This window comes from Pseudomonas sp. YuFO20 (assembly GCF_035064975.1).
Lineage (GTDB): Bacteria > Pseudomonadota > Gammaproteobacteria > Pseudomonadales > Pseudomonadaceae > Aquipseudomonas > Aquipseudomonas putida_AE.
In genome coordinates, this window is record NZ_JAXDEO010000053.1 from 23,378 (window position 1) to 46,445 (window position 23,068).

Below are 23,068 nucleotides of genomic sequence, written 5' to 3' on the forward strand. Positions count from 1 at the left end.
AGTGGTCATGGACAAGAAAAATTCAGGGAAGCGTCTCGAAAAGACGGCGTTGGCCAAATGCCTGACGGCGGTGGCGATGATGGCGGTACTGAGCGCCTGCGGCGTCACCGACCGGGTCGGCAAACGTGTCGACGACACCTGGGCGGGCGACATGCTGTTCGACGACCAGGAGAAGGTCATCCTCACCTCCGACGGCGGCAACCAGCTCAATCCCGACGCGTCCGGCCAACCGCTTTCGGTGGTGCTGCGCGTGTACCAGCTGACCTCACTGGAGCGCTTTGCGTCGGTCGACGCCGACACACTGTGGGACGACCCGCAAAAAGCCCTCGGCAATACCCTGATCGAGAACCGCGAAATCACCCTGCTGCCGGGCATGGGCCAGGTCGACAAGTGGCCGCTGAACAAGGCCACCGGCTATGTCGGCGTCGCCGCGTTTTTCCGCACCGACGAGAACAGCCGCTGGAAGGTCGCGTTTGACGCCAACTCCCTGCGCAAGGACGGCATCTGGTTCTCCTCCGACGGTCTGCGGGTGCTGGTAGACAACAACAAGGTGTCCGCCGTCAGTGGCGTCGACGTCCTGGACAAACCCAAGACCCAGGAGCAACTGGCCAAAGCCGCCGCCCTACCCGACCAGCCGGCCGAGCCGACGCTGACCGAGCGCGTGCAGGACGTCGTGGTGCAGAAGGCCCAGGACCAGGCCAGTGCCTCTGCGCAAAAAGCCGTGGACTCGAAATTGAATTCATTTTTGGAAGGCGCTCAATGAGTAAGCAAAGCCGGGTGATGTGGTCCGAAGGCATGTTCCTTTTGCCCCAGCATTTCCAGTATCAGGATGAGTTCCACCAGCATCAGCTGGCGCAGGCGACCCTGCGCAACACACCCTTTCACTGGGGCGTGCAGTTGCTGGAAGTGGACGAGGAAGCCCTCGCCACCGGCTCCCTGCAGCTCAAGCGGTTGAAACTGGTGTTTCCCGACGGCAGCCTGTTCGACGCGCCGCAGCACGATCCGCTGCCGGCCGCCCGCGACCTGAAGGACCTGCTCAAGGGTAACGACCTGAAGGTCTACGCCGCGCTGAAACTGCCGGAGCCCTTCGGCCTGAACTACGTCGAAGACGGCCAGGAGCAGAAGACCGGGCGACGTTTTCGCAAGCAGTTCGACACCTTGCCGGACCTCAACGAAGGCGACCTGGAAAACGAAATCACCAGCCTGCGCCTGAACGTGGTGATGCTGATCGACGGCGACAACCTCGATGGCTACACCTGGTGCCCGATCGCCCGGTTGTCACGCAACAACATCGGCGGCTTCAACCTCGACGGGCATTTCGTGCACCCGACGTTGCACCTGGGCACCCATGACACCCTGATCGGCCTGGGCAAGCGTTTGCTCGGCGCCCTGCAATCCAAGAGCAAGGCGCTGTCGGGTCGGCGTCGCGAGCGCGCGGACCAGATCGCTGAGTTTGGCTCGAGCGACGTGACCCTGTTCTGGCTGTTGAACACGGTGAACCGTGCCCACCCGGCCCTGGCGCACCTGCTCGCGCACCCGCGCCTGCACCCCGAGCGCCTGTATCTGTTCCTGGCTGAACTCGCCGGCGGCTTGCTGACGTTCTCGCTGGACACCCAGCTCAACGACATTCCCGAGTACGACCACCACGACCCGGCGGCGTCGCTGGTCAGGCTCGACGAAATGATTCGCGTGCTGCTCGACAACGTGGTGCCGAACCAGTGTGTGGTGATCAACCTGACCCAGACCAAACCCTCCTACTGGCAAGGGCAACTGCACGATCCACGGCTGGCGGAGGCGGATTTCTACATTTCCGTGCACGCCGACATGCCGGGCGCGAGCCTGCTGGAACTGGTGCCACGGGCGTTCAAGGTCGGCTCGCCGGAAGACATCGAAGTGGTGGTCAACAGCGCCATGCCGGGCGTCACCCTCAATCATTCGACCCGCCTGCCCAATGCGATTCCGGTGCGACTGGACAATCACTACTTCTCCATCGAGCCCCATGGCCGGGTGTATGAGCGAATGATGAGTGCCCAGGCCATCTCTTTCTATGCGCCCAGCGCGTTCACCAACCTCAAGCTTGAACTGATGGCGGTACTCAAATGACCGAAGCCGTAATGCAAGGCGCCGTTGCCGCCGCCCGTGAAAAACCGACGCTCAAGGACCTGGTGCAGGACTTCATCAGCATGGCGCTGATCGTGCGCAAGGGTCGCCAGGTGACGTCGGTCAGCGCCTTCGAGGCGAGCGTCGACAGCTTCTTCAAGGCGCTGGAGCTCGATGCCCGTGGCGCCAACTACAGCGTGGAACAGGTCAAGGACACCCAGTACGCCCTGTGTGCGTTCCTCGATGAAAGCGTGTTGCGCTCCGGGGACAACGAACTGCGGCGGCACTTTGAACTGCAACCCTTGCAGTTCCGCTATTTCGGCGTGCACCTGGCCGGTGAGGGCTTCTTCGAAAAGATCGATGCGCTGCGTGGTGACGTGAAACAGAACCTCGATGTGCTCGAGGTCTACCACCTGTGCCTGGCCCTGGGTTTCGAAGGCAAGTTCAGCCTCGGGCAAAAGGACCAGCTGCGCTACCTGGCCAATACCCTCGGCCAGGACATCGCACGTTTTCGCAAGACCCCCAAGGCCCTCTCGCCTGACTGGGCGTTGCCCGACCAGGTTTCGCAGATGCTGCGCCATGAGGTTCCCCTGTGGCTCTACCTGGCGCTGATTGCGCTGGTCTGCGCGGGTGTCTACCTGACGCTGGACTGGCTGCTGGGCAAAGACGTAGCCGCGTTGTCCGAACAAATCAGCCAGCTGTTCAGTGCCTGAGCACAGGTCAGGTAACCGAGTCAGGAAGACATGAAGACATTATTGCGTTCGTTGAAAAGTTTTTGGTTCCTCGTCCCCGTCCTGTGGCTGGCGAGCCTGGCGGTTTGCTGGTTCGTGGCCCCGCACGTGAGTTGGCTGCGCGGTTATGCGCTGGAGGCGATGGCACTGATCAGCGCCTTCTACCTGCTGATCATTGTGCTGCGTCAGTACAAGCGCATCCGCGCCGAGCACAACCTTGAGAACCTGGTGCAGATCGAAGTCGATCGTTCGCTCAAATCCTCGGGTGAGTTCCGCGATCAGCACGTGCTGCGCGAACGCCTCAAGCACGCCATCGCGATGTTGCGCACCGATCGTTCGGCCGGTGGCGGCGGCTCGTCGGCGCTTTACGATCTGCCGTGGTACCTGGTCATCGGCATGTCCGCGGCCGGCAAGACTTCGTTGCTGACCCGCTCGGGCCTGTCCGCCAGCATTGCCAGCAGCGCCAACGACACCGAAAGCGGCACCCAGCATTGCGATTGGTATTTCAGCCCCGAGGCCGTGATGATCGATACGGCCGGCCGTTACCTGCGAGACGACCCGTCGGCCAGTGAGTTCGCCGCCTTCCTGCGGCTGCTGAAAAAGCAGCGCAGCAAGGCCGCGGTCAACGGCCTGGTGCTGGTGGTGAGCCTGCCTGAACTGCTGGCGTGCAGCACGGCCGAGCGCAACGAACTCGCCGCACAACTGGTGTCGCGCATCGAGGAATACAATGATTGCCTGGACGCCAATCCACCGATCTACCTGATGCTGAGCAAGACCGATCAACTGCCCGGCTTCAGCCAGGCCTTTGAAGGCCTGGATTTGAACGAACGCCAGCAACCGCTGGGCATGACCTTCGGTTTGTCCGAGATCCGCAACCAGGGCCTGCGCCCGGTGCTGGATGCCAAGTTGGCCAACCTCCACGGTCATATACGTCGCCACGTCGACGCCCAGATGATTGCCCTGGGTGCCGATGCCGACAGTGCGCTGCTGAACTTTCCGAACTATTTCGCCGAGCTGTCGGGGGTGCTGGAGCAGTTCCTCCAGCACTTCGCCGAAACCCGTCGCGGCGGTGCGCCACTGTTGCTGCGCGGGCTGTATTTCACCAGCGCCCTGCAGACCGACCAGCAACTGAGCCAGGTGTATGAAGACGACCTGGCCGAGTCGTTCGCCCTGCAAGCGGAGCCTGAGCAACCGCAGCAAAGCAGCGGCAGGAAAATCAGCGACCGCAGCTACTTCATCACTGACACGTTCCGTCGGGTGATCTTCCCCGATCGCGACCTGACCCTCTATCAGTCGCGCCTGGGCAAGAACAACTCCGCCAGCCCTGCCCTGCTGGGCCTGGCGGTACTGGCCGGGGTTGCGTTCATTGGCTGGCAAGCCCTGTCGTACCAGAACAACCGTCAGTGGCTGGCTGCATTGCGCGAGCAACTGACCGAACTGCAACAGTCCCCTGACCGCGCCGGGTTACTCGCCTCGGGCCAGGGCCTGGAGCTGCTGCGCGAGCAACTCACAGCCATCGAAAAGCACCGTGCCAACGGCGTGCCGCTGCAGTTGAGCGCCGGTCTCTATCGTGGTGACGACATCTACCTCGTTGCGCAGACCGCTTACTTGCAGCAACTGCGCACCCAGGCGCTGGAACCCGTCACCTTGCAATTGCAATTGCAGATGCGTGCCTTCAATGAGTTCGCCCGGACCATGGATGCGCAAAACAGCTTTGCGCCCGCGCCAAACAAGGCCGACTCAACCAAAGCCCGCGCGGGCCAGAAACTGCCGACCCGCTTGAACAACCTGCCGCGCAGTAGCGCTGATGTCGCCAGCCGCCTGACCGGTGCCGCCAAGGGTGCCGCGAACAAGGTACGGGGCGAAGCGCTGACGGCGCTGCGCAACCCTGCCACCGCGAGCGATGCCGCGGATCTGTCGGCTACCACCGGCGGGCTGTCGTTGTCCGAAGAAATGCTCGGCCGTCTGGATGAGCGCCAAGTCGCCTCCATCATCGAGTCCTATAACGCGCTGAAGCTCTACCTGATGCTCACGCAACCGGGCACCCACCCGGACCCGGAATTCGTCGGTGCTGCATTGCCGGTGGCCTGGGCCAATACCGCCAGTGCCGACCATCCTGTCAGCATTGAGGTGATTGAGGACAACTCGCCGGTCTACGTGCAGTTGCTCAAGAATGGCCAGGCACCCGCCTTGTCGCGTAACGAGCAGCTCATCAGCGAAACCCGCAACAGCCTGAAGTCCTTCATGATTTCCAGCTCGCTGGTGGACCGCGAATACCTGCGCCTGCAACTGGAATCCAGCCGTCAGTTCCCGGCCATCGGCCTGAGCGACCTGGTGCCGCTGCCCGGCCGTCAGCTGCTGTATGGCAGCGAAGCGGTCCCGGCGATCTTCACCCGCCAGGGCTGGGAGCAGTTCGTCAAGCCAGAGCTGATCAAGCTGGTGTCGGGCAACCTGCAAAACGAAACGGACTGGGTGCTCGATGGCGAAGGCGGCGACAGCATCGTGCAGAAAGCCAACTTCATCCGCGAGTTCATGACGCGCTACAAGCGCGACTACACCCAGGCCTGGTACGGCTTTGTCGACAGCGTTGGCGTTCGTCACTTCACCGACATGGCCAATGCTACCCAGCAACTGTCGCTGCTCAGCGACGTGCAGAACTCGCCGGTGAAAACCCTCCTGGTGGCGGTCAACGACAACACCCAATGGGACGTCCCTGCCCCCCGCGAAACCATGCCAGCAGGCAGCAAGCCCGATGACGGGTTCTGGAGCAGCGTCAGCGGGATCTTCGATGGCAAGAACACAGCGCGCGGTGCGCTGGTATCGCCTCTGCCGGCGGTCGACGACGGCAGCCTGGCGAAGCGCTTCGAACCGGTATCGCGGGTGTTCGCCGTGCAAAACGCCGAAGGCGCCGACAGCACGATCATGGACCGCTACCTCGCGGCCTTGCGCAAACTCAAGGTGCGGATGAACAACATCCAGCGCTCCCAGGACGTTGGCAAGAGCAGCAAGCAGCTGATCAGTGAAACCCTCGAAGGCCAGCCGAGCGAAGTGACCAGCGTGCGCAACTACGTCGAGACCACCGTCGACACCAGCCAGGGCAGCCTGTCCGATTCGCTGCAGGGCCTGTTCAGCCTGCCGATCCAGTTTGCCTGGGAAACCCTGCGCGACCCGGCCGGCCAACAGATTGCCAAAGCCTGGGCGCAGCAGATCGCCAAGCCCTGGGAGCAGGTCATGGCGCACCGTTATCCGATCGCGCCAGGTAGCCGCAATGAAGCCTCGGTCAAGGATCTGCAGCGTTTCGTCGACCCGGAATCCGGGCTGCTGCCGAACTTCAAGCGCAACGAGATCGGCAATCTGTCCGGTGGCGAAGGCCTGGGGATGAGCAGCGACAGCAAGGCCACGCCGCTGGTCAACCCGAACATGGTCAACAGCATCGACAAGGCCAGTTCGTTGGGCCAGGTGATCGCCAGCCTGTCGGACCGCGAGAACGGCTTCGAGATCATGCTCGAACCTTCCGCCAACCTGACCGACATCATCTTCACCCTCGACGGCCAGGAGCAGCACTACCGAAACGGCAGGACCAGTTGGAGCCGTTTCTCGTGGCCGGGCACCACTAACACGCCGGGCGCACGCCTGGATGTGGTGACCCTGAGCGGCGAGCGCATCACGGTGTTCGACTACCCGGGCCGTTGGGGCCTGCTGCGCATGAACGACAGCGCCCGGGTCAGCGACCTGGACGGTATCCAGCAACGCTTCAGCTGGAACACCGGCAGTGGCCCGGTCAGCCTCGCCGTGCGCAACTACGGCGGCGTCAAGCTGACCGACCTGGCCAACGTCAAGGCCTTGAGTGCACTCAATGGCGCAGAGGCTCGCCCGCTGTGAGCCGCCAGAACCTGAACCCGGGAAGCGGCCAATGATCGGCTGCTTCGGCAAGGTCCCCGCGAGCCCGGACTTCGTCAGCCTGCAAGGTGCGGGCGACGACGTCTGCGAGTTCGACGGCTGGCTGCAAGGCGCACTGGCCGCCCTGCAGCATCGCGAAGACTGGCGCGAGCTGTTCGACGCCTTGCCGCTGTGCTTTTTCAGCTACCGCGCACGCAGCGGCAACTGGTTGCTGGGCGGGCTGATCAGCTCCCGGGATTCAAGTGGGCGACGCTATCCGTTTTTCATTTTCCAGACCCTCAAGGCCAGCGAAGCCGAGCCGCTGGTCAATCCGTTCACCCTGGGCGAATTGTTCTGCGGGCAGATCAGGCCGCTGCTGCACATGGCCGTCCAGGGCGAAAGCACTTCGGCGCTGTTCGAGCGCATCAAGGCCCTGCGCCCGCTGCAAGGCCAGGACTTCGAATTGTTCCGACGCGTGCATGACAAATTCCTGGTGAATTTCAACCTGCGCGATATCAGTACCGCGCTGGAAGGCGCCTACCCGGAGTTCGTCACCAACGCCGTGCTGACCCGGCTGCTGGCCCTGAAAAAGCACCTCGACCAGGCAACGCCGATCGGCATCGCCCTGCCCTTGCCGGCGGAAAGGGGCTTGAAAAACCCCACCGCCGATCTGTGGGTCACCTGGCTGACGCACATGACCCCGGAGCGCGCCGTGCCGCAAATCAACCTCTTGGCGGACGATTTCATGCGCCCCCGGTTGATCTGTTTTGCCTCACGCAGTACCTGCGATGCCTATCGCCTGCTGACCGGTATCGGTGAGCGCTCGCAGAGCTATGACGTGCTGGCCTCATTCGATGCCTTTGACGAGCACCACCGCCAACACACCTTTGCCGAAATCGACCGCCCGTTGGGTGACGTTATCGACCGTTTTGTCGATGCCCTGGATTCGAAGCCCGTATGAACAAGATCAAGTATTACTTCTTGCGCTATCAACCCTACATCCTGGGGGTGTGCTTTTTCCTCACGATCTTCGTGGTGTGGGGCATCGGGCGTGCGTTCGACTTCAGTTCACTCAACAGCCTGCTGACCGGCATCGGCGTGTTCCTGCTGCTGTCCGCCGGTTATGTGCTGCTGCTCTATCGGGGCGTGTCCCGGCATCACAACCTCGAAGGGCTGCTGCGCGAGGATGCCGATCAGGCCGTGTTGAACGCGAGCCCGGCGGATCGCGAGGAAGTCAGCCTGTTGCGCGAGCGGTTGTTGCAGAGCATCGAGCGCTTGCACAGCAACAAGCCAAGGGGCAGCAATCCAAAGGATGCGCTGTATGCCCTGCCCTGGTACCTGGTGGTCGGCCAGCCGGCGGCAGGCAAGAGCACCATGCTTTACCAGTCGGGCCTCAATTTCCCTTACGCCGAGCGCGAAGGTGTGCGAGTCGCAGGCCTGGGTGGCACGCGCAATTGCGACTGGTTCTTCAGCTCCGAGGCCGTCCTGCTGGACACCGCCGGGCGCTACATGAACAACCAGGAAGAGGCCGGCAAATGGCGCGCGTTCCTGCAGCTGCTGCGCCAGCACCGTCAGCGCCGGCCACTCAACGGCCTGATCGTCACCGTCAGCATCCACGACATCCTGCAGACCTCGCTGGAAGATCAGGAGCGCATCGCCAAGCGCCTGCGCGAACGCATCCAGGAAACCCATGCCCTGCTGGAAGTGCGCCTGCCGGTCTACCTGGTGTTCACCAAGTGCGACCTGGTGCCGGGTTTCACCCCCTTCTATCGCCAACTGGACGAAACCGCCCGCGGCGAAGTGATGGGCAAGACCTTCTCCCACAAAGGTTACGAGCAGGCCGACTGGGGCCAGCGCTTCGGCGCGGCGATGGATGAACTGGTCAGCTATTGGCAACAGGTGGCGAGCCAGCAACTGGTCACGCAGGATATCCAGATCACCCGGCAGGATTCGGCGGTGTATCGCTTCCCGCTGGAACTGGCGGCCCTCAAACCAAGGCTGCAACTGTTCGTCGATGCCCTGTTGCGCGCCAACCCTTATCAAAATGCTGAACTGCTGCGCGGCTTCTATTTCACCAGCGCCCTCGATGCCGAGCAGCCGGAATCGGGCGGGCACGCGCGGCAGGTGACCGAACGCTTCTCGCTGGAAGGTGAGCGGGAGTTCGCCAACGGCAACGCGCAACCGCGCCCGCTGTTCATCAACAGTCTGTTCCGCAAAGTCATCATTCCCGACCAGCACCTGGTGGCGCTGTACACCACCAACCACCGCGAACGTCGGCGCAAAGCGACCTGGATCGGCGCTGCCGCACTGGTCGCGGTGCTGCTGTGCAGCCTGTTGGGCTGGTCGTATGTGAACAACCGGAACACCTTGCACAGCCTCTCGGCAGAACTGACCCGGGCGACCGCCGATGACCGCTCCGCCACCGGGCAATACACCGCCTGGCAAACCCTCGATCGCCTGCGTTTCTGGACCGCGCATTACTACGCCCAGCACCACGACGAAGGTGTGCCACTGCGCATGCGCCTGGGGCTTTATCAAGGCCACAAGGTAGAACCACTGGTGCGCAGCCGCTACTTCGACCGGCTGGAAAGCGTGATGCTCAAGCCCACGGCCGACAACCTGACCCGCTCGTTGTACTTGCTGACCACCCTCAAGGTCTATCAGCGCAATGCCAAGGAATTGATGCCGGTGACCGGCGTGGACAGCGTCGAACCCAAGGCGCTGCCCAATGACAACCGGGCGCAGTCCATTGCGCAGTTCGGCAAGGCGACACTGGACACCTACGTCATGCTCTCGCGTGCCCAGCGTGAAAAGGCCGACCCGGCATTCCTGAAAGCGAAGATCCCGGACTACTGGTACCCGGCGATTGCCCGCCAGGTCGGCAACGCCGGTGTCGCCGCCGCGGACTATGAGTTCGCCAGCCGCCAGATCAACTTCTACAGCGACCAGATCCACGAGCCGGACGTGCCGCGAATCCTCGACAACGCGTTCCTGGTCTCCAGCTCGCGCAACTACATCAACAGCCTGCTGACCCAGTCGTTGCGCTCGATCGAAACCATCACGCTGGAGTCGGACACCTTGTTCGCCTTTGGCCGAGCCGACTTCCAGAGCCTGAAGAATGAAGGTCAAGGCCAGCTCAGTGCGATCGCCGGCAAGCTTCTGAGCACCCCCAACGTCGGGAAAATCATCATCGCCGGGCACGCCGATCAACTCGGCGATCCCCAGGGCAACCTGCAGGTTTCCCGGCAGCGGGCACAAACCATCAAGACCTATCTGGTGGGCAAAGGCGTACCGGGCGAACTGGTCGAGGCCGTCGGCGAAGGCAGCACCAGGCCCCTGGTCAAGTGCGACATGCAACAGCCAAGGGCCCAGCTGATCCGCTGCCTGGAGCCTAACCGACGGGTAGAAATCGAAGTGCGGGCACTCAACTGAAACGCCGCACTCAATGAAGAAATACCGCTGCCCGGGTCGAAACCGGGTTGGCGCAACAAGCCTCTGTTGATCGATTCAAAGAGGTTAAAGCGAAGGGCTGTGATCTGTTTGCAGGTGACATCCTTTTTAATGAAGGTAAGGAGAAAGTAAAAATGGCATTTGACGCATACATCCAGATCGACGGCATTCCAGGCGAAGTACTGGACGACAAGCACAAGGATTGGATCGAGGTGCTGGGCTACGAGTACGGCGCCACCCAGGCGACCTCCGCGACTGCCAGCTCTTCGGGCGGTGCTTCGTCGGAGCGTGTGGCATTGAGCGACTTCAGCATCCGCAAAGCCGTGGACAAGGCTTCCGCCAAGCTGTTCGAAGCCTGCTGCAAAGGCACGCACATCGCCAAGATCCAGTTGAACGTCAACCGCGCCGGTGGCGACAAGGTGACCTACCTGACCATCAACCTGGAAGAAGTCGTGGTGTCTTCCGTCAAGGCGGTCGCTGGCGGTAGCCAGGGCGGCGAAGACAAAGCGGTGGGCGACCTGCCGATCGAAGAAATCAGCTTCAACTTCGCTCGCATCAAGACCACCTACACCCAGCAGAGCCGTGCCGACGGCCAGGGCGGCGGTAACGTCACCGGTGGTTGGGATCGCACTGCCAACAAGGTTTTCGCGTAAACCCCGGGCAATAACGGACCGCGAGAGCGGTCCGGTTTCAGCACTGCGCCCGCGAAAGCGGGCACGGTGTTCTTTCATTCCGATCCGAGTTGCCTATGTCTGAATTTCTCAACGACCTTTCGCTGGCCGAACTGACAGCGCCCATCAACGGCGGGAGCGGCGAAGACCTGAGCTTTTCCACCCTGTTCGATCAGGTGAAAGAAGCGCGGCGAGCAGACCCCGATTATCTGACCCAGGGTGACTGGCAAACCGACCTCAAGTCTTCGGACTGGGACCTGACCCTCACCCTGGCTGCCCAGGGCCTGGCTCGACAGAGCAAGGACCTGATGCTCGTCGCCTGGCTCAGTGAAGCCCTGGCGCACAAGCACCATTTCACCGGCATCACCTTTGGCCTGACCCTGGCCGAACGCCTGCTGGACAATTTCTGGACCGGCCTCTTCCCTTCCCTCGAGGATGGGGTAGATGAACGCGCGGCCCGCCTGGCGTGGATGAAAACCACCCTGGCGGATGTGGTGGGTGGGCTGCCCATCACCCAGGGCCAAGCGTACGGCCTGCTGCGCTATGACGAATCCCGGCACGTCGAAAACCTCGCGTTGCAGAACCCCCAGGCCATGCGTGCAGCCCTCGACGAAGGCAAGATCAACGCCGAGGTGTTCCAGCGTTCGGTGGTGCTGACCGATTCCGATCACCTGCGCCACAAAGCCGCTGAAATCGCCGCCAGCCTCAATGCCTGCGAGCAACTGCAGAGCACCGCCGACAGGCTGTTCGGCCAGGATGCGCCGAGTTTTGCCGGGCTCCACGACGTGTTGTCCCGCACCGGCCAACTGGCCGAGAAACTGCTCAAGGATCGCGGTATCGACCTACACCCGGCCCCTGTCGCGCCCACACCGGTCGTCGGCGATAGCGCTGGCGCACAACCTGAAGGTGCAGCAATGACCCAGACACAGCAAGACATTCCCGTCACGCCGCTGCGCACCACACCGCAAACCCGCGACGAGGCATTCACCCTGCTGGCGGGTATCGCGCAGTACTTCAAGCAGACCGAGCCCCAGAGCCCTGTCCCCTACCTGATCGAACGCGCGATCAAATGGGGCAACATGCCGCTGGAGGGCTGGCTGAGCGATGTGATCAAGGACAGCAATGTGGTGGACAACATCCGCGATGTGCTGGGGACGAAGTCTTGATGCCAGACCGAAAAACTGCAGGCAAAAAAAATCCCGGGCAGCTGATGGACGCCCGGGACTTAAAAATGCATAAACCGTGGTGGTGAACGCGGGGCGCATATTACGCAATGTTTCGCCCTGTAACAAGATATTTTCGTTAACCGGTCAGTTACTAAACTCTCTAAGCCGTTATATATCCTGATATTTTTTACGGTTAACCTCGAAACAACCTTAACTACAGGAACCAGCGGTACTCGCGGGCACTGATGTCATTCAGGAATGCCAGGTGGTCCTGGCGCTTGTTCTCGCAATACACATGGACGAATTCCGCGCCCAAACCTTCACGCAATTTTTGATGGCTTTGCATGGACTGCACCGCTTCGAGCATTTCCAGCGGGAAGTCGATCCCACTGTTGCGATCTTCGTTGAGCGGGGCGATCGGTTCGCGAGCTTGTTCGAGGCCTTGTTCCATTCCCACCAGGATCGCGGCGAGCACCAGATACGGGTTGGCGTCGGCGCCGGCGAGGCGATGTTCGACCCGCAGGTTTCTCGCGTCCGACTCCGGCACCCGCAGGCACGCGTCCCGATCCTCGAAACCCCAACTGGCGCGCGAAGCGACGTTCACCGTGGCGCTCAAGCGTCGCATTGCGTTGTGGTTCGGCGCGAAGATCGGCATGCAGTGCGGCAACACATCCAGGCAACCGGCTACCGCATGGCGCAACGCTTGTTGCCCGTTCGCCGCCAGCAGGTTGTTGCCCGCCTCGTCGTACAGGCTCACGTGCACATGCATGCCGCTGCCGGGGTGCTGCAAGTAAGGCTTGGCCATGAAGCTGGCGCGATAGTCGTGCTTGAGGGCCACGCCTCGCGTGCTGCGGCAGAACAAGGCGGCCCAGTCGGCGGCGCGCAGGCCATCGTCGAGATGACCGAAATTGATTTCGAACTGGCCAGGGCCGAGTTCGGCGGTGATCACCGTGGCATCGATGCCTTGGGCGCGCGCGGTCTCGACCATTTCATCGAGCACCGGGGCAAAGCGCGATAGGCGTTCGATGTGCATGTTCGGCTGGTCATCGGCATCGCCGGTCAGCGGGTCGCGGGCAAACTGCGGCAAGCCATCGCGCAATTGGCTGTCGAACAGATAGAACTCCAGCTCGAACGCCACCACCGGAAAAATGCCTTTGCGAGCGAGTCGCTGAAGTACCTGCGCCAACACTTCGCGCGGCTCGAAGACGATCGGTTTTTCCGTGCCGTCGGAGGTGATCAGCATCTGCCCCAAGGGTTGCTTCTCCCAGCTCACCAGCTTGAGCGTGCCCGGCACCAGGCGCCGCAGCGCATCCGGATCGCCGTCGTTGAAGCAGTAGTCGCCGATCTTGAACAGCCCGCCCTGGGTGCCGAGCAGCACGCAGTTCTGCGGCAACTTGAGGGCACTGCCGGCGGCGACTTTCTCGAGCATTTCGATCGGGTAGCGCTTGCCGTAGAAATGCCCGGGAATGTCCAGGGAAATCAGGTCGACGTAGCGCACCTCGGGGTAGCGCTGACGAAACCCACGCACTTCGGCCAGCAGATCAGAGCACACAGCATCCATCGTTTTGTTCCTTGCTTGTTTTTATCAGGTGTAGACCCAGAGCACGCGGGTCAGTTGGGCCGAGAGGTTGCCGTAGCGGCAGTGGGCATGGCTGGCCAGTTGAAAGCTGTCGCCGGTGCGTAGGGTCACCGGGTCGTTGTCATCCAGCCACAGCGTCAGCTCCCCTTCCAGGACGTAACCGCCCTGCTCCGAGCTGTCCTTCATGTGCCGGTCGCCGCTGCTCGCACCGGGTTCCAGCTGGCTTTCAAGCATGGAAAAGGACGCGCGCATTTTTGGCGAGACCAGGATGTCGGTGATGCCATCGGCGTAGTACAGGGTGCGGCGCTCATCCGGCCGGGTCACCCAGGGCAGCGCCATGGGTTTGGGCAGGCTGTAGAAATAGGTGGTCGGCACGCCGAGCGTCTCGCTGATGGCGGTCAAGTCCGCCACCGTCGGGCGGGACAAGCCGCGCTCGACCTGGGATAGAAACCCCACGGAGCGGCCGATCTTGTCGGCCAGGTCCTTCAAGGTGTACTTCTTGTGCTTGCGCAGGTCCTGGATCAGGATCGCCAGCGCCGAAATCTCTTCTTGCATGTCCATCTAAAGGCTTCCAGAAGTGGCCGATTCAAATGCTGTCGCGCAGCCGGTACCAGGCTTTGCCGATGGCTTCCAAGGGTGCTGCCATGTATTTTCCGCCGGGAAAGCTGCCATTGGTCAAACCTTGGTACAACGCCAACTCATCCGGCTGGCCGAGAATGGCGTCGGAAACCGCCCGGGCTCCGGCAAGGGTCGGCAGCACGCCGTGCCCGGAGTAGCCCTGCAACCAGTACAGCTCGCCGCGTCGACCGATGTCGGGCGTGCGCTTGAGCGTCAGGTCAATGTGCCCACCCCAGGCGAACTCCAGTTCAATGCCCTTCAATTGGGGGAACACCCTTTCCAGGCACGGCCGGGTGGCACCGGCAATGTCCTTGGGCATGCCCCCCAGATAGGTGCAGCCGCCGCCGAACAGCAGCCGGTCGTCCGGCGTGCGGCGGAAATAATCGAGCACGAACTGGTTGTCGGTGACGCAGACATTGCCCGGTAGCAGCGCGGTGGCCTGGGCCTCGGACATCGGCGCCGTGGCCACCTGATAGGTGCCCACGGGCAATACGCAACTCGCTAGCTGCGGGTCGAGTCGGTCCAGGTAGGCATTGCAGGCCAATACCAGGACATCGGCGCGGATGCGACCGCGGTCGGTGGTGACCACGTAGCTGTTTTCGTCCTCGCGATATTTCAACGCCTTGCTTTGTTCATGAATCACGCCGCCCGCCTTCTCGATCGCGGCGGCCAGCCCCAATGCCAGCTTCAAGGGGTTGAGGTGCCCGCCTTCGGGGTCGTACAAGCCGGCCTGATAGCGCTCGCTGGCCACCCACTCGGGCAACTGGGCGCGCTCGATGAAGCGCAAACCGTCATGCCCCCATTTGTGGCTGGCTTCGTGTTGCCATTCGGTCAAGAGGCTGACCCGGCGTGGCATCACGGAAGTCCATAGATGGCCGGGGCGGTAGTCGCAATCGAAGCCATGGCGTACGGGTAATTGGCGCAACTCTTTTGCTGCCCAGCGCATGCCGTCCCACAAGCGCCGTGCGCGTTCATGTCCCAGCGCGGCTTCCAGCGGTGGCATGTCACAGGACCATCCGAGAATGGCCTGGCCGCCGTTACGTCCGGAAGCGGCCCAGGCGACGCGGCTGGCTTCCAGCAAGGTCACGCGTTTGCCGGCCAGGGCCAGGCGTAGCGCCGTGTGCAAGCCGCTGAAGCCGGCGCCGATGATCAGCACATCGGTGTTTTGCTCGCCTTCCAATGCCGCTCGATTGACCAGGCGGTCGGCGCAGGTGTGGGCGTAGTAGCTGGCGACATGCTGGGTGGATTGCTGAAACATTTACCGGCTCCATGAAATTTTATAGTTTTAATTTCATGAAAAAATACAGGTTTAATTTCATGGTTGCAAGGTTGGTATCTTCGTTGGGGCTGACTTGGCGGCCTGACAGATGCCCCCTCTCCCACGGCCGCCCCCGATCCACTGTAGGAGCTGGCTTGCCAGCGATGGTCGTCAACGATGCCGCGGGGAGCCTGACACCCCGCGTCATCGTTGACCTCCATCGCGAGCAAGCTTGCTCATACAGGTAAGGGTGAAACCATAGTTGGCCGTTACCGCAGGAATGGATCTGTACACAGTCAATAAAATCCAGATGGGCTGTAAGGCCGCCATCGCCAGCATGCCGGCTCCTGCAAACTAGCGCCTACAGGCATTTCAACAACACGTTGCTCAGCCAATAAATTTCCCACCAGTTAAAAAACTTTCACAAAACCTGTGGACGCGGCCCCAGCATTCCCCTTATAAAGCCACCAACAGGAATATTTTATTCCCACCAAGAAAATTCGCTCAAGGAATGAGCCTCGCTATCCTCTGACATTTTTTCGCTATGCGATGAGCTGCCGCCATCATCCCGAGGACGTGTCATGCAACACGAGAAAAACCATTTCATCATCAAGATCACCTGTCCCGCGGTGTCCGGCATTGTCGCGGCCGTCACCACTTACCTCGCGGACAACGGTTGCTACATCGGGGAGATGGCGCAATTCGACGACGATTTCAGCGGCCGCTTTTTCATGCGCGCGGTGTTCCGTTTCAACGATGGCCACGCCGGGGATATCCAGCAGATAAAGGACGGTTTCAGCGACGTCGCCCAGGCCTTCGACATGGACTGGGAACTGCATGACACCCGCGAGCCCATGCGCGTGCTGCTGATGGTCAGCAAGTTCGACCATTGCCTGACCGACCTGCTCTACCGTTACCACAAGGGCGAGATGGACATGACCATCACCGCCATCGTCTCCAACCACCTCGACCTGCGGCCAATGGCCGAGCGCGAGGGCATTCGTTTCATCTACCTGCCGGTCACCAAGGACACCAAGGCCCGCCAGGAAGCCGAGCTGATGAAGGTGGTCGACGACACCGGCACCGAGCTGGTGGTGCTGGCGCGCTACATGCAAATTCTCTCCGACGACCTGTGCAAGCAACTCTCCGGGCGGGCGATCAACATTCACCATTCGTTCCTGCCCGGCTTCAAGGGTGCCAAGCCCTATCATCAGGCCTACCAGCGCGGAGTGAAGTTGATCGGCGCCACCGCCCACTACGTCACCAGCGATCTCGATGAGGGGCCGATCATCGAGCAGGAAGTGCAGCGGGTCGATCATGTCTACCTGCCGGACGACCTCGTGGCCACCGGCCGTGACACCGAGACCGTCGCCCTGTCCAAGGCGGTCAAGTACCACCTGGAACACCGGGTTTTCCTCAACCAGGACCGAACGGTGATCTTCCGGTGAACAGCCCTCGACTGATTGACGGCAAAGCCGCCGCCGCCCGGGTGTTGATCGAGGTCCGCAAGGACGTCGACGGCCTGCGCGCGCGAGACATCCAGCCAGCCCTGGCGGTAATCCTGGTCGGCAGCGACCCGGCCAGCCAGGTCTATGTGCGCAACAAGATCCTGCGCGCCGAAGAGGTCGGCATTCGCTCCCTGGAACATCGCCTGCCCGCCGACACCAGCACCGAACAACTGCTCGACCTGATCGCCCGCCTGAATGCAGATCACGCGATCCACGGCATTCTCCTGCAACTGCCCTTGCCTGCCCATGTCGATGAACTGCGGGCACTGCAAGCCATCGATCCAGGCAAGGACGTCGACGGTTTCCACAGTGAAAACGTCGGTGGTCTCAGCCAGGGCCGTCCGGTGCTTGCGCCCTGCACGCCCAGCGGCTGCCTGTACCTGCTGGAACAGACCTGCGGCGATCTGCGCGGCAAGCACGCGGTGGTAATCGGCCGTTCGAACATCGTCGGCAAGCCCATGGTCGCGCTGTTGCTCAAGGCCGACTGCTCGGTGACCGTGCTCCACTCGCGCAGCCCGGACCCACAAGCCCTGTGCCGCCAGGCCGACATCGTCATCGCCGCCGTGGGTCGTCCGCGCCTGATCGACGCCAGTTGGCTCAAGCCTGGCGCGGTGGTGATCGACGTCGGCATCAATCGCATCGACGACGCCGGTCGCAGCCGCCTGGTCGGCGATGTCGACTTCGACAGTGCCCTGCTCCAGGTCGCCGCCATCACCCCGGTACCCGGGGGTGTCGGGCCGATGACCATTGCCTTCCTGATGAAAAACACCGTGACCGCGGCCCTTATGCAACATCACAGCCAATCGGAGGCCGTATGCCCTTCAATCTCTTGAAGTACGGGTTGAGTTCCGAGTACCCGGTCGAAGTGGACCTGCCGCCACCCCGTGAACTCAAATCCAGCTATGACGTGGTGATCATCGGTGCCGGCGGCCATGGCCTGGCCACCGCTTATTACCTGTCCAGGTACCACGGCATCAACAACATCGCGGTGCTGGAAAAGTCCTATCTGGGCGGTGGCAATACCGCGCGGAACACGGCGGTGATCCGCTCCAACTACCTCACCAGCGAAGGCGTGCGTTTCTATGCCGAGTCGGTGCGGATGTTCCAGGGCCTTTCCAACGAATTCGATTTCAACATCATGTACTCCGAGCGCGGCCAGCTGACCCTGGCCCACACCGATGCCACCGTGCGTTCGTTCCGCCAGCGCGCCGAGGTCAACAAGCACTTCGGCGGGCGTACTGAAATGATCGACCGCCAGCAGATCCGCGAACTGCTGCCCAGCCTCAACCTCGACCCCGGCCACCTGCCGGTGATCGCCGGCCTCTGGCACATCGACGGCGCCACCGCGCGCCACGACGCCGTGGCCTGGGGCTACGCCAAGCAGGCAGCCAAGCGTGGTGTGGAAATCCACCAGCTCACCGAAGTGCAGGACCTGATCATCGAGAACGGTGCGATCACCGCCGTGAAGACCAACCGCGGCACCATCAAGTGCGGCTGCGCGGTGCAGGCGATCGCCGGGCACAGCTCCTTGCTGATGGCCAAGGCCGGGATTCGTTCGCCGATCCAGACCTTTCCGCTGCAAGCCATGGTCACCCAGCCGTTCAAGCCCTTTCTCGATCCGCTGGTGAGCTCCTCGGCGCTGCACTGCTACGTGCAACAGACCAGCCGCGGCGAAGTGGTGTTCGGCGGTGGCTCCGATCCCTACCCGCTGTTCAATACCCGTTCGACGCTGGACCTCAAGGAAAGCCTGCTGGCCCACGCCATCGAGATGTTCCCGTTCCTGGCCAACGCCAAGCTGATGCGCCAGTGGGCCGGGATCACCGACATGACCCCGGACTACAGCCCGATCATGGGCCTGTCGCCAGTGAAAAATTACTACCTGGACGCCGGTTGGGGCACTTGGGGTTTCAAGGCAACGCCCATCTGCGGCAAGACCATGGCCGAACTGGTGGCCAGCGGCGGCAAGGTCCCGGAGCTGATCAAGCCCTTCGGCCTGGAGCGCTTCTCGACCTTCCGGCAAGTCAACGAAATGGGCGCCACGGCGGCCAGTCACTGAGGGAGAGCGGACCATGAAAATCATCAATTGCCCGCTCAACGGGCCACGCAATATCAGCGAGTTCACCTATGGCGGTGAATTCAAACCCATGCCGGATCCAGTGACCTGCAGCGATGCCGAGTGGGCCGACTACGTGTTCAACACCGACAACCTCGCCGGCGTGGTACGCGAATGGTGGATGCACACGCCATCGAGCTACTGGTTTCTCGCGGAACGTCACACCGTGACCGACGAAATCCTGCGCACTTTCGACCCCAAAGAACTTTTCACCGCCCGCGTCGACTTCAACGCCGCCCAGGAGATCGCCGGATGAACCGCCTACCCGCCCCGATGGGCCTGCTGATCGACCGTGACCAGCCGCTCGATTTCAGCTTCGATGGCCAACCCTACCAGGGCCTGCAAGGCGACAGCATCGCCAGCGCCCTGCTCGCCAACGGCCGTTTCCTGATTTCCCGTTCGTTCAAATACCATCGCCCGCGTGGCCCGCTGACCATGGCCGGGCAGGACGCCAACAGCCTGGTGCAACTGCCCCAGGAACCCAACGTCCTGGCCGATGCCCACGCGCTGGCGGCCGGTTTGCAGGTGACGGCGCAGAACGTCAACGGCTCGCTGGACAACGACCGCGATGCGTACCTGGGCAAGTTCTCGAAATTCATGCCGGTGGGCTTCTACTATCGCTCGTTCTACAAGCCCAAGGGCATGTGGAAAGTCTGGGAGCCGATCATTCGCAAGAAGGCCGGCCTGGGCGTACTGGACCTGAAGTTCCAGCCCGAATACTACGACAAGGCCTATCTGTTCACGGACGTTGCGGTGATCGGCGCCGGTCCCGCCGGGCTGCACGCCGCACTGACCGCGGCCAATGCCGGGGCCAAGGTGCTGCTCATCGAGCAACAGCCGGTCCTCGGTGGGTCGCTGACCTATGCGCGCTTCGACATCGCGGGTACACGCGCCGACGCCTTGCGCCGCGAACTGCTGACGGCGGTGCAGCAGCATGCGAATATCCGCATCCTCACCGAGGCGACCTGCAACGCCTGGTTCACCGACAACTATCTGCCGGTGATCCAGGGTAAACGGATGTACAAGGTGCGCGCCCGCCAGTGCCTGGTGTGCAGCGGTGCGTTCGACCAGCCGGTGGTGTTTCGCAACAACGACTTGCCCGGGGTGATGCTGACCAGCGCCGCACAGCGCCTGATGAAGCTCTACGCGGTCAAGCCGGGCAAGCGCGCCGTGGTGCTGACGGGCAACGATGACGGTTACCTCGCCGCCCTGGATTTGTTCGATCAGGGCGTGGAAGTCGCCGCAGTGGTCGACCTGCGCCATGGCCCGGGCGATGAAGCCCTACTCGCTGCACTGGCGCAACGCAAGATTCCCTGCCAGCGCAACAGCACCGTGTATGAAGCCCTGCACGAAAAAGGCCTGCGCCATGTCAACGGCGTCGACGTGCGCCAGATCACCGCCCAGGGCCAGGTCGCCGAGAGCGGGCAACGCCTGGCCTGCGACTTACTGTGCATGTCCGCCGGCTACATGCCGGTTTATCAACTGCTGTGCCAGGCCGGTGGCAAGCTGGCCTACGACGATCAGCGCGCCGAATTCACCCTCAGCGGGCTACCGCAAAACCTCGCGGTCGCAGGCTCGGTCAATGGCCGTCACCGCCTCGACAACGTGATCGCCGACGGCGTCAATGCCGGTGCCGACGCCGTCGCTGCGCTGGGCATTGCGGTCGGTGTGCATCGGACGCTCTTGAGCAGCGAGGTGCGGGTCAACTTCAACTGGCCGATCTTCCCGCACCCCAAGGGCAAGGACTTCGTCGATTTTGACGAGGACCTGCAAGTGGCGGACATCGTCAATGCCACGCGCATCGGCTATCGCGACGTGCAACTGGTCAAGCGTTATTCCACCGTGGGCATGGGCCCCTCGCAAGGCCGTCACTCGGCGCTGCCGACCGCGCGCCTGGTCGCCTGGGCGACCCAGCGCAACATCAGCGAAACCGGGGTGACTACCGCGCGCCCACCCTTTGTCGCGGAAAAACTGGCCCACGTCGCCGGTCGCGCCTTCGATCCGTATCGGCAAACCCCGATGCATGCCCGGCACCTGCAAGCCGGGGCGAAGATGATGCCGGCAGGCATCTGGCAGCGCCCGGCCTACTACGGCCATGCCAAGGACCGCGAGGCCTGCATGCAGGCCGAAGCCCTGCATGTGCGCAACAAGGTCGGCATCATCGACGTCTCGACCCTGGGCGGCCTGGATGTGCGCGGCCCGGACGCCGCCGAGCTGCTCAACCGCATGTACACCTTTGCCTTCCTCAAGCAGCCGATCGGTCGATCCCGTTATGCGCTGATGACCAATGAACACGGGGTGGTGATCGACGACGGCGTCTGCGCGCGGTTCGCCGAAAACCACTTCTACGTCACCGCCACCACCAGCGGTGTGGATCGCATCTACCAGCAGATGCTCAAGTGGAACGCGCAATGGCGCCTGGACGTGGATGTCGCCAACGTCACGGCTGCGATCTGCGCGGTCAATGTCGCCGGCCCCGACTCGCGCAAAGTGCTGGAAAAAGTTTGCACAGACCTCAACCTGAGCGCTGCGGCGTTCCCCTACCTCGGCGTGCGCCAGGGCACCGTGGCCGGCATCAAGGCGCGGTTGTTGCGCGTCGGTTTTGTCGGCGAACTGGGTTATGAAATCCACGTACCGGCGCGCCATGGGCTCAAGCTGTGGGACGCACTGATGGAGGCCGGCAAGGCCCATGACATCCGCCCTTTCGGCGTGGAGACCCAGCGTTTGCTGCGCCTGGAAAAAGGCCACGTGATCATCAGCCAGGACACCGATGGCATGACTCATCCGGGGGAAATCGACATGGGCTGGGCGGTCAGTCGCAACAAGCCGTTCTTCGTCGGACGGCGCTCGGTGGACATCCTTGAAGCCCAGCCGCAAACCCGCAAACTGGTGGGCTTCACCTTGCCCAGGGACAGCCTGCAACCGCTTGAAGGCCACCTGGTGCTCAACGGCCCGGACATCAGCGGCAACGTCACGTCCTGCGAGTACTCGGCGAGCCTGGGCAAGATCATCGGCCTGGCCTACGCCGGCATCGACCAGAGCACACCCGGGCAACGCATCCCGATCCGCGTCGAAGGTGGCCGCGTGGTGCAGGCCGAAGTCGTGTCGCTACCCTTTTTCGATCCCGCCAACCTGCGCCAGGAGCTTTGAGCCATGACCAGCCTGACACAACAACACAGCGCCGGTCAGCCGGCCCTCGCCCTCCTGTCCAGCTGTGCGCTGACCGACTTTACCGACCTGCCCCGGGTCGGCTTTCGCGGCGCCGGCAGCGCGCACTATTTGCAGAGTCGGGACTTCGTGCTGCCGGAAGCGCCCAACCGTGCTGTCAACCAGGTTGATGGCAGCTGGGTGGTGCGTTTGTCCCAGACCGAATACCTGCTGCTGGGCAGTGCCCAGGACCTGGGTGAACGCATTGCCGACGAAGAAGCCAGGTGGGAGTTGGACCATCAAGCCAACTACCTGCTGCCGCGCCAGGACAGCCATGCCTGGTTTCAGCTCAGTGGCGAGTATTTGTCCGAGGTCATGGCCAAACTTTGCGGCGTGGATCTGAGCGCGCAGGTGTTCGGGCCCGGTGCCGTGGCGCAGACATCGGCTGCGCGCATTAACGTGATTGTGATCAACGCCACGGCTGCGCAACAGCCGAGGTTTTATATCCTCTGTGACCGGGCATCGAAGGCTTACTTTCAGGAGGCATTGCTGGATGCGATGCAGGAGTTTTCGGGCATGGCATAAAAGATTAATACATACGCTCACGATCAGGCCGGCCGGGCGGCGGGCCCCTGTGGAAGCGAGCCTGCTCGCGAAAAACCTGAGAGCACCGCGGGGTGTCAGGCTTCACGCGTCAGCGTTGACCTCCATCGCTGGCAAGCCAGCTCCTACAGTGTGATTGGGGCCGTACACAGCTTTCCTGTGCGCTGTGGAACCTGTAGGAGCTGGCTTGCCAGCGAAGAGGCCGGCGCATCCAACAGCTCTGGTGACTGACACACCGCCTTCGC

17 protein-coding genes are annotated in these 23,068 nt (G+C 62.4%); 14 read left to right on the top strand and 3 right to left on the bottom strand.

Going from position 1 to position 23,068, the window contains the following annotated elements; translation table 11 throughout:
• Positions 1 to 7: 7 nt before the first annotated feature.
• From tssJ to tssA, 8 genes are all read left to right on the top strand, one after another.
• A complete protein-coding gene (gene tssJ / locus SOP85_RS24720) occupies positions 8 to 763 on the top strand; it encodes a type VI secretion system lipoprotein TssJ (RefSeq protein WP_274077530.1) in 756 nt (251 codons plus the stop codon).
• Positions 760 to 2,103 carry a type VI secretion system baseplate subunit TssK gene (gene tssK, locus SOP85_RS24725; protein ID WP_274077531.1) on the top strand — a complete coding sequence of 448 codons (1,344 nt, stop codon included), beginning with the start codon at positions 760 to 762 and terminating at the stop codon, positions 2,101 to 2,103. The genes tssJ and tssK overlap by 4 nt, the downstream gene beginning before the upstream one ends.
• The gene (icmH, locus tag SOP85_RS24730; protein WP_323628529.1) at positions 2,100 to 2,813 is read left to right on the top strand and encodes a type IVB secretion system protein IcmH/DotU; all 714 of its coding nucleotides are present in this window, start codon (positions 2,100 to 2,102) and stop codon (positions 2,811 to 2,813) included. Before tssK ends, icmH begins: the two co-directional genes overlap by 4 nt.
• 30 nt (positions 2,814 to 2,843) lie before the next feature.
• The gene (locus SOP85_RS24735; protein ID WP_323628530.1) at positions 2,844 to 6,713 is read left to right on the top strand and encodes a type VI secretion protein IcmF/TssM N-terminal domain-containing protein; all 3,870 of its coding nucleotides are present in this window, start codon (positions 2,844 to 2,846) and stop codon (positions 6,711 to 6,713) included.
• A gap of 31 nt (positions 6,714 to 6,744) precedes the next feature.
• Positions 6,745 to 7,671, top strand: coding sequence for a type VI secretion system-associated protein TagF (gene tagF / locus SOP85_RS24740; protein ID WP_323628531.1), 927 nt, complete (start codon positions 6,745 to 6,747; stop codon positions 7,669 to 7,671).
• Positions 7,668 to 10,142 carry a type VI secretion system membrane subunit TssM gene (gene tssM, locus SOP85_RS24745; protein WP_323628532.1) on the top strand — a complete coding sequence of 825 codons (2,475 nt, stop codon included), beginning with the start codon at positions 7,668 to 7,670 and terminating at the stop codon, positions 10,140 to 10,142. Before tagF ends, tssM begins: the two co-directional genes overlap by 4 nt.
• A 152-nt stretch (positions 10,143 to 10,294) precedes the next feature.
• Positions 10,295 to 10,813: an Hcp family type VI secretion system effector gene (locus tag SOP85_RS24750; protein WP_077183092.1), complete on the top strand. Its 519-nt coding sequence runs from the start codon at positions 10,295 to 10,297 to the stop codon at positions 10,811 to 10,813.
• Between the two features lie 95 nt (positions 10,814 to 10,908).
• The gene (gene tssA / locus SOP85_RS24755; protein WP_323628534.1) at positions 10,909 to 11,997 is read left to right on the top strand and encodes a type VI secretion system protein TssA; all 1,089 of its coding nucleotides are present in this window, start codon (positions 10,909 to 10,911) and stop codon (positions 11,995 to 11,997) included.
• Positions 11,998 to 12,211: 214 nt separating this feature from the next.
• On the opposite strand, the gene SOP85_RS24760 is transcribed toward tssA, so the two are convergent.
• The 3 genes from SOP85_RS24760 to SOP85_RS24770 are packed head-to-tail and all read right to left on the bottom strand — an operon-like array spanning position 12,212 to position 15,452.
• Complete coding sequence (locus SOP85_RS24760) at positions 12,212 to 13,558, bottom strand: glutamine synthetase family protein (RefSeq protein ID WP_274077537.1); 1,347 nt, start codon at positions 13,556 to 13,558, stop codon at positions 12,212 to 12,214.
• Between the two features lie 24 nt (positions 13,559 to 13,582).
• A complete protein-coding gene (locus SOP85_RS24765) occupies positions 13,583 to 14,137 on the bottom strand; it encodes a helix-turn-helix domain-containing protein (RefSeq protein WP_166620560.1) in 555 nt (184 codons plus the stop codon).
• 25 nt (positions 14,138 to 14,162) lie between these two features.
• Entirely contained in the window at positions 14,163 to 15,452 is a 1,290-nt protein-coding gene (locus tag SOP85_RS24770; RefSeq protein WP_323628535.1) for an NAD(P)/FAD-dependent oxidoreductase, read from the bottom strand.
• 581 nt (positions 15,453 to 16,033) lie between these two features.
• Between SOP85_RS24770 and purU the strand changes: the two genes are divergently transcribed.
• The 6 genes from purU to SOP85_RS24800 are packed head-to-tail and all read left to right on the top strand — an operon-like array spanning position 16,034 to position 22,805.
• On the top strand, positions 16,034 to 16,900 hold the full coding sequence (gene purU / locus SOP85_RS24775) for a formyltetrahydrofolate deformylase (protein ID WP_274077539.1): 867 nt from the start codon (positions 16,034 to 16,036) through the stop codon (positions 16,898 to 16,900).
• Positions 16,897 to 17,793, top strand: a complete 897-nt coding sequence (gene folD / locus SOP85_RS24780) for a bifunctional methylenetetrahydrofolate dehydrogenase/methenyltetrahydrofolate cyclohydrolase FolD (protein ID WP_274077540.1) — start codon at positions 16,897 to 16,899, stop codon at positions 17,791 to 17,793. The genes purU and folD overlap by 4 nt, the downstream gene beginning before the upstream one ends.
• Positions 17,775 to 19,016, top strand: a complete 1,242-nt coding sequence (locus SOP85_RS24785; protein ID WP_323628537.1) for an FAD-dependent oxidoreductase — start codon at positions 17,775 to 17,777, stop codon at positions 19,014 to 19,016. Before folD ends, SOP85_RS24785 begins: the two co-directional genes overlap by 19 nt.
• A gap of 13 nt (positions 19,017 to 19,029) precedes the next feature.
• On the top strand, positions 19,030 to 19,329 hold the full coding sequence (locus SOP85_RS24790) for a sarcosine oxidase subunit delta (protein WP_274077542.1): 300 nt from the start codon (positions 19,030 to 19,032) through the stop codon (positions 19,327 to 19,329).
• Positions 19,326 to 22,223: a 2Fe-2S iron-sulfur cluster-binding protein gene (locus SOP85_RS24795; protein ID WP_323628538.1), complete on the top strand. Its 2,898-nt coding sequence runs from the start codon at positions 19,326 to 19,328 to the stop codon at positions 22,221 to 22,223. The genes SOP85_RS24790 and SOP85_RS24795 overlap by 4 nt, the downstream gene beginning before the upstream one ends.
• A 3-nt stretch (positions 22,224 to 22,226) precedes the next feature.
• On the top strand, positions 22,227 to 22,805 hold the full coding sequence (locus tag SOP85_RS24800) for a sarcosine oxidase subunit gamma (RefSeq protein WP_323628539.1): 579 nt from the start codon (positions 22,227 to 22,229) through the stop codon (positions 22,803 to 22,805).
• Positions 22,806 to 23,068 lie beyond the last annotated feature (263 nt).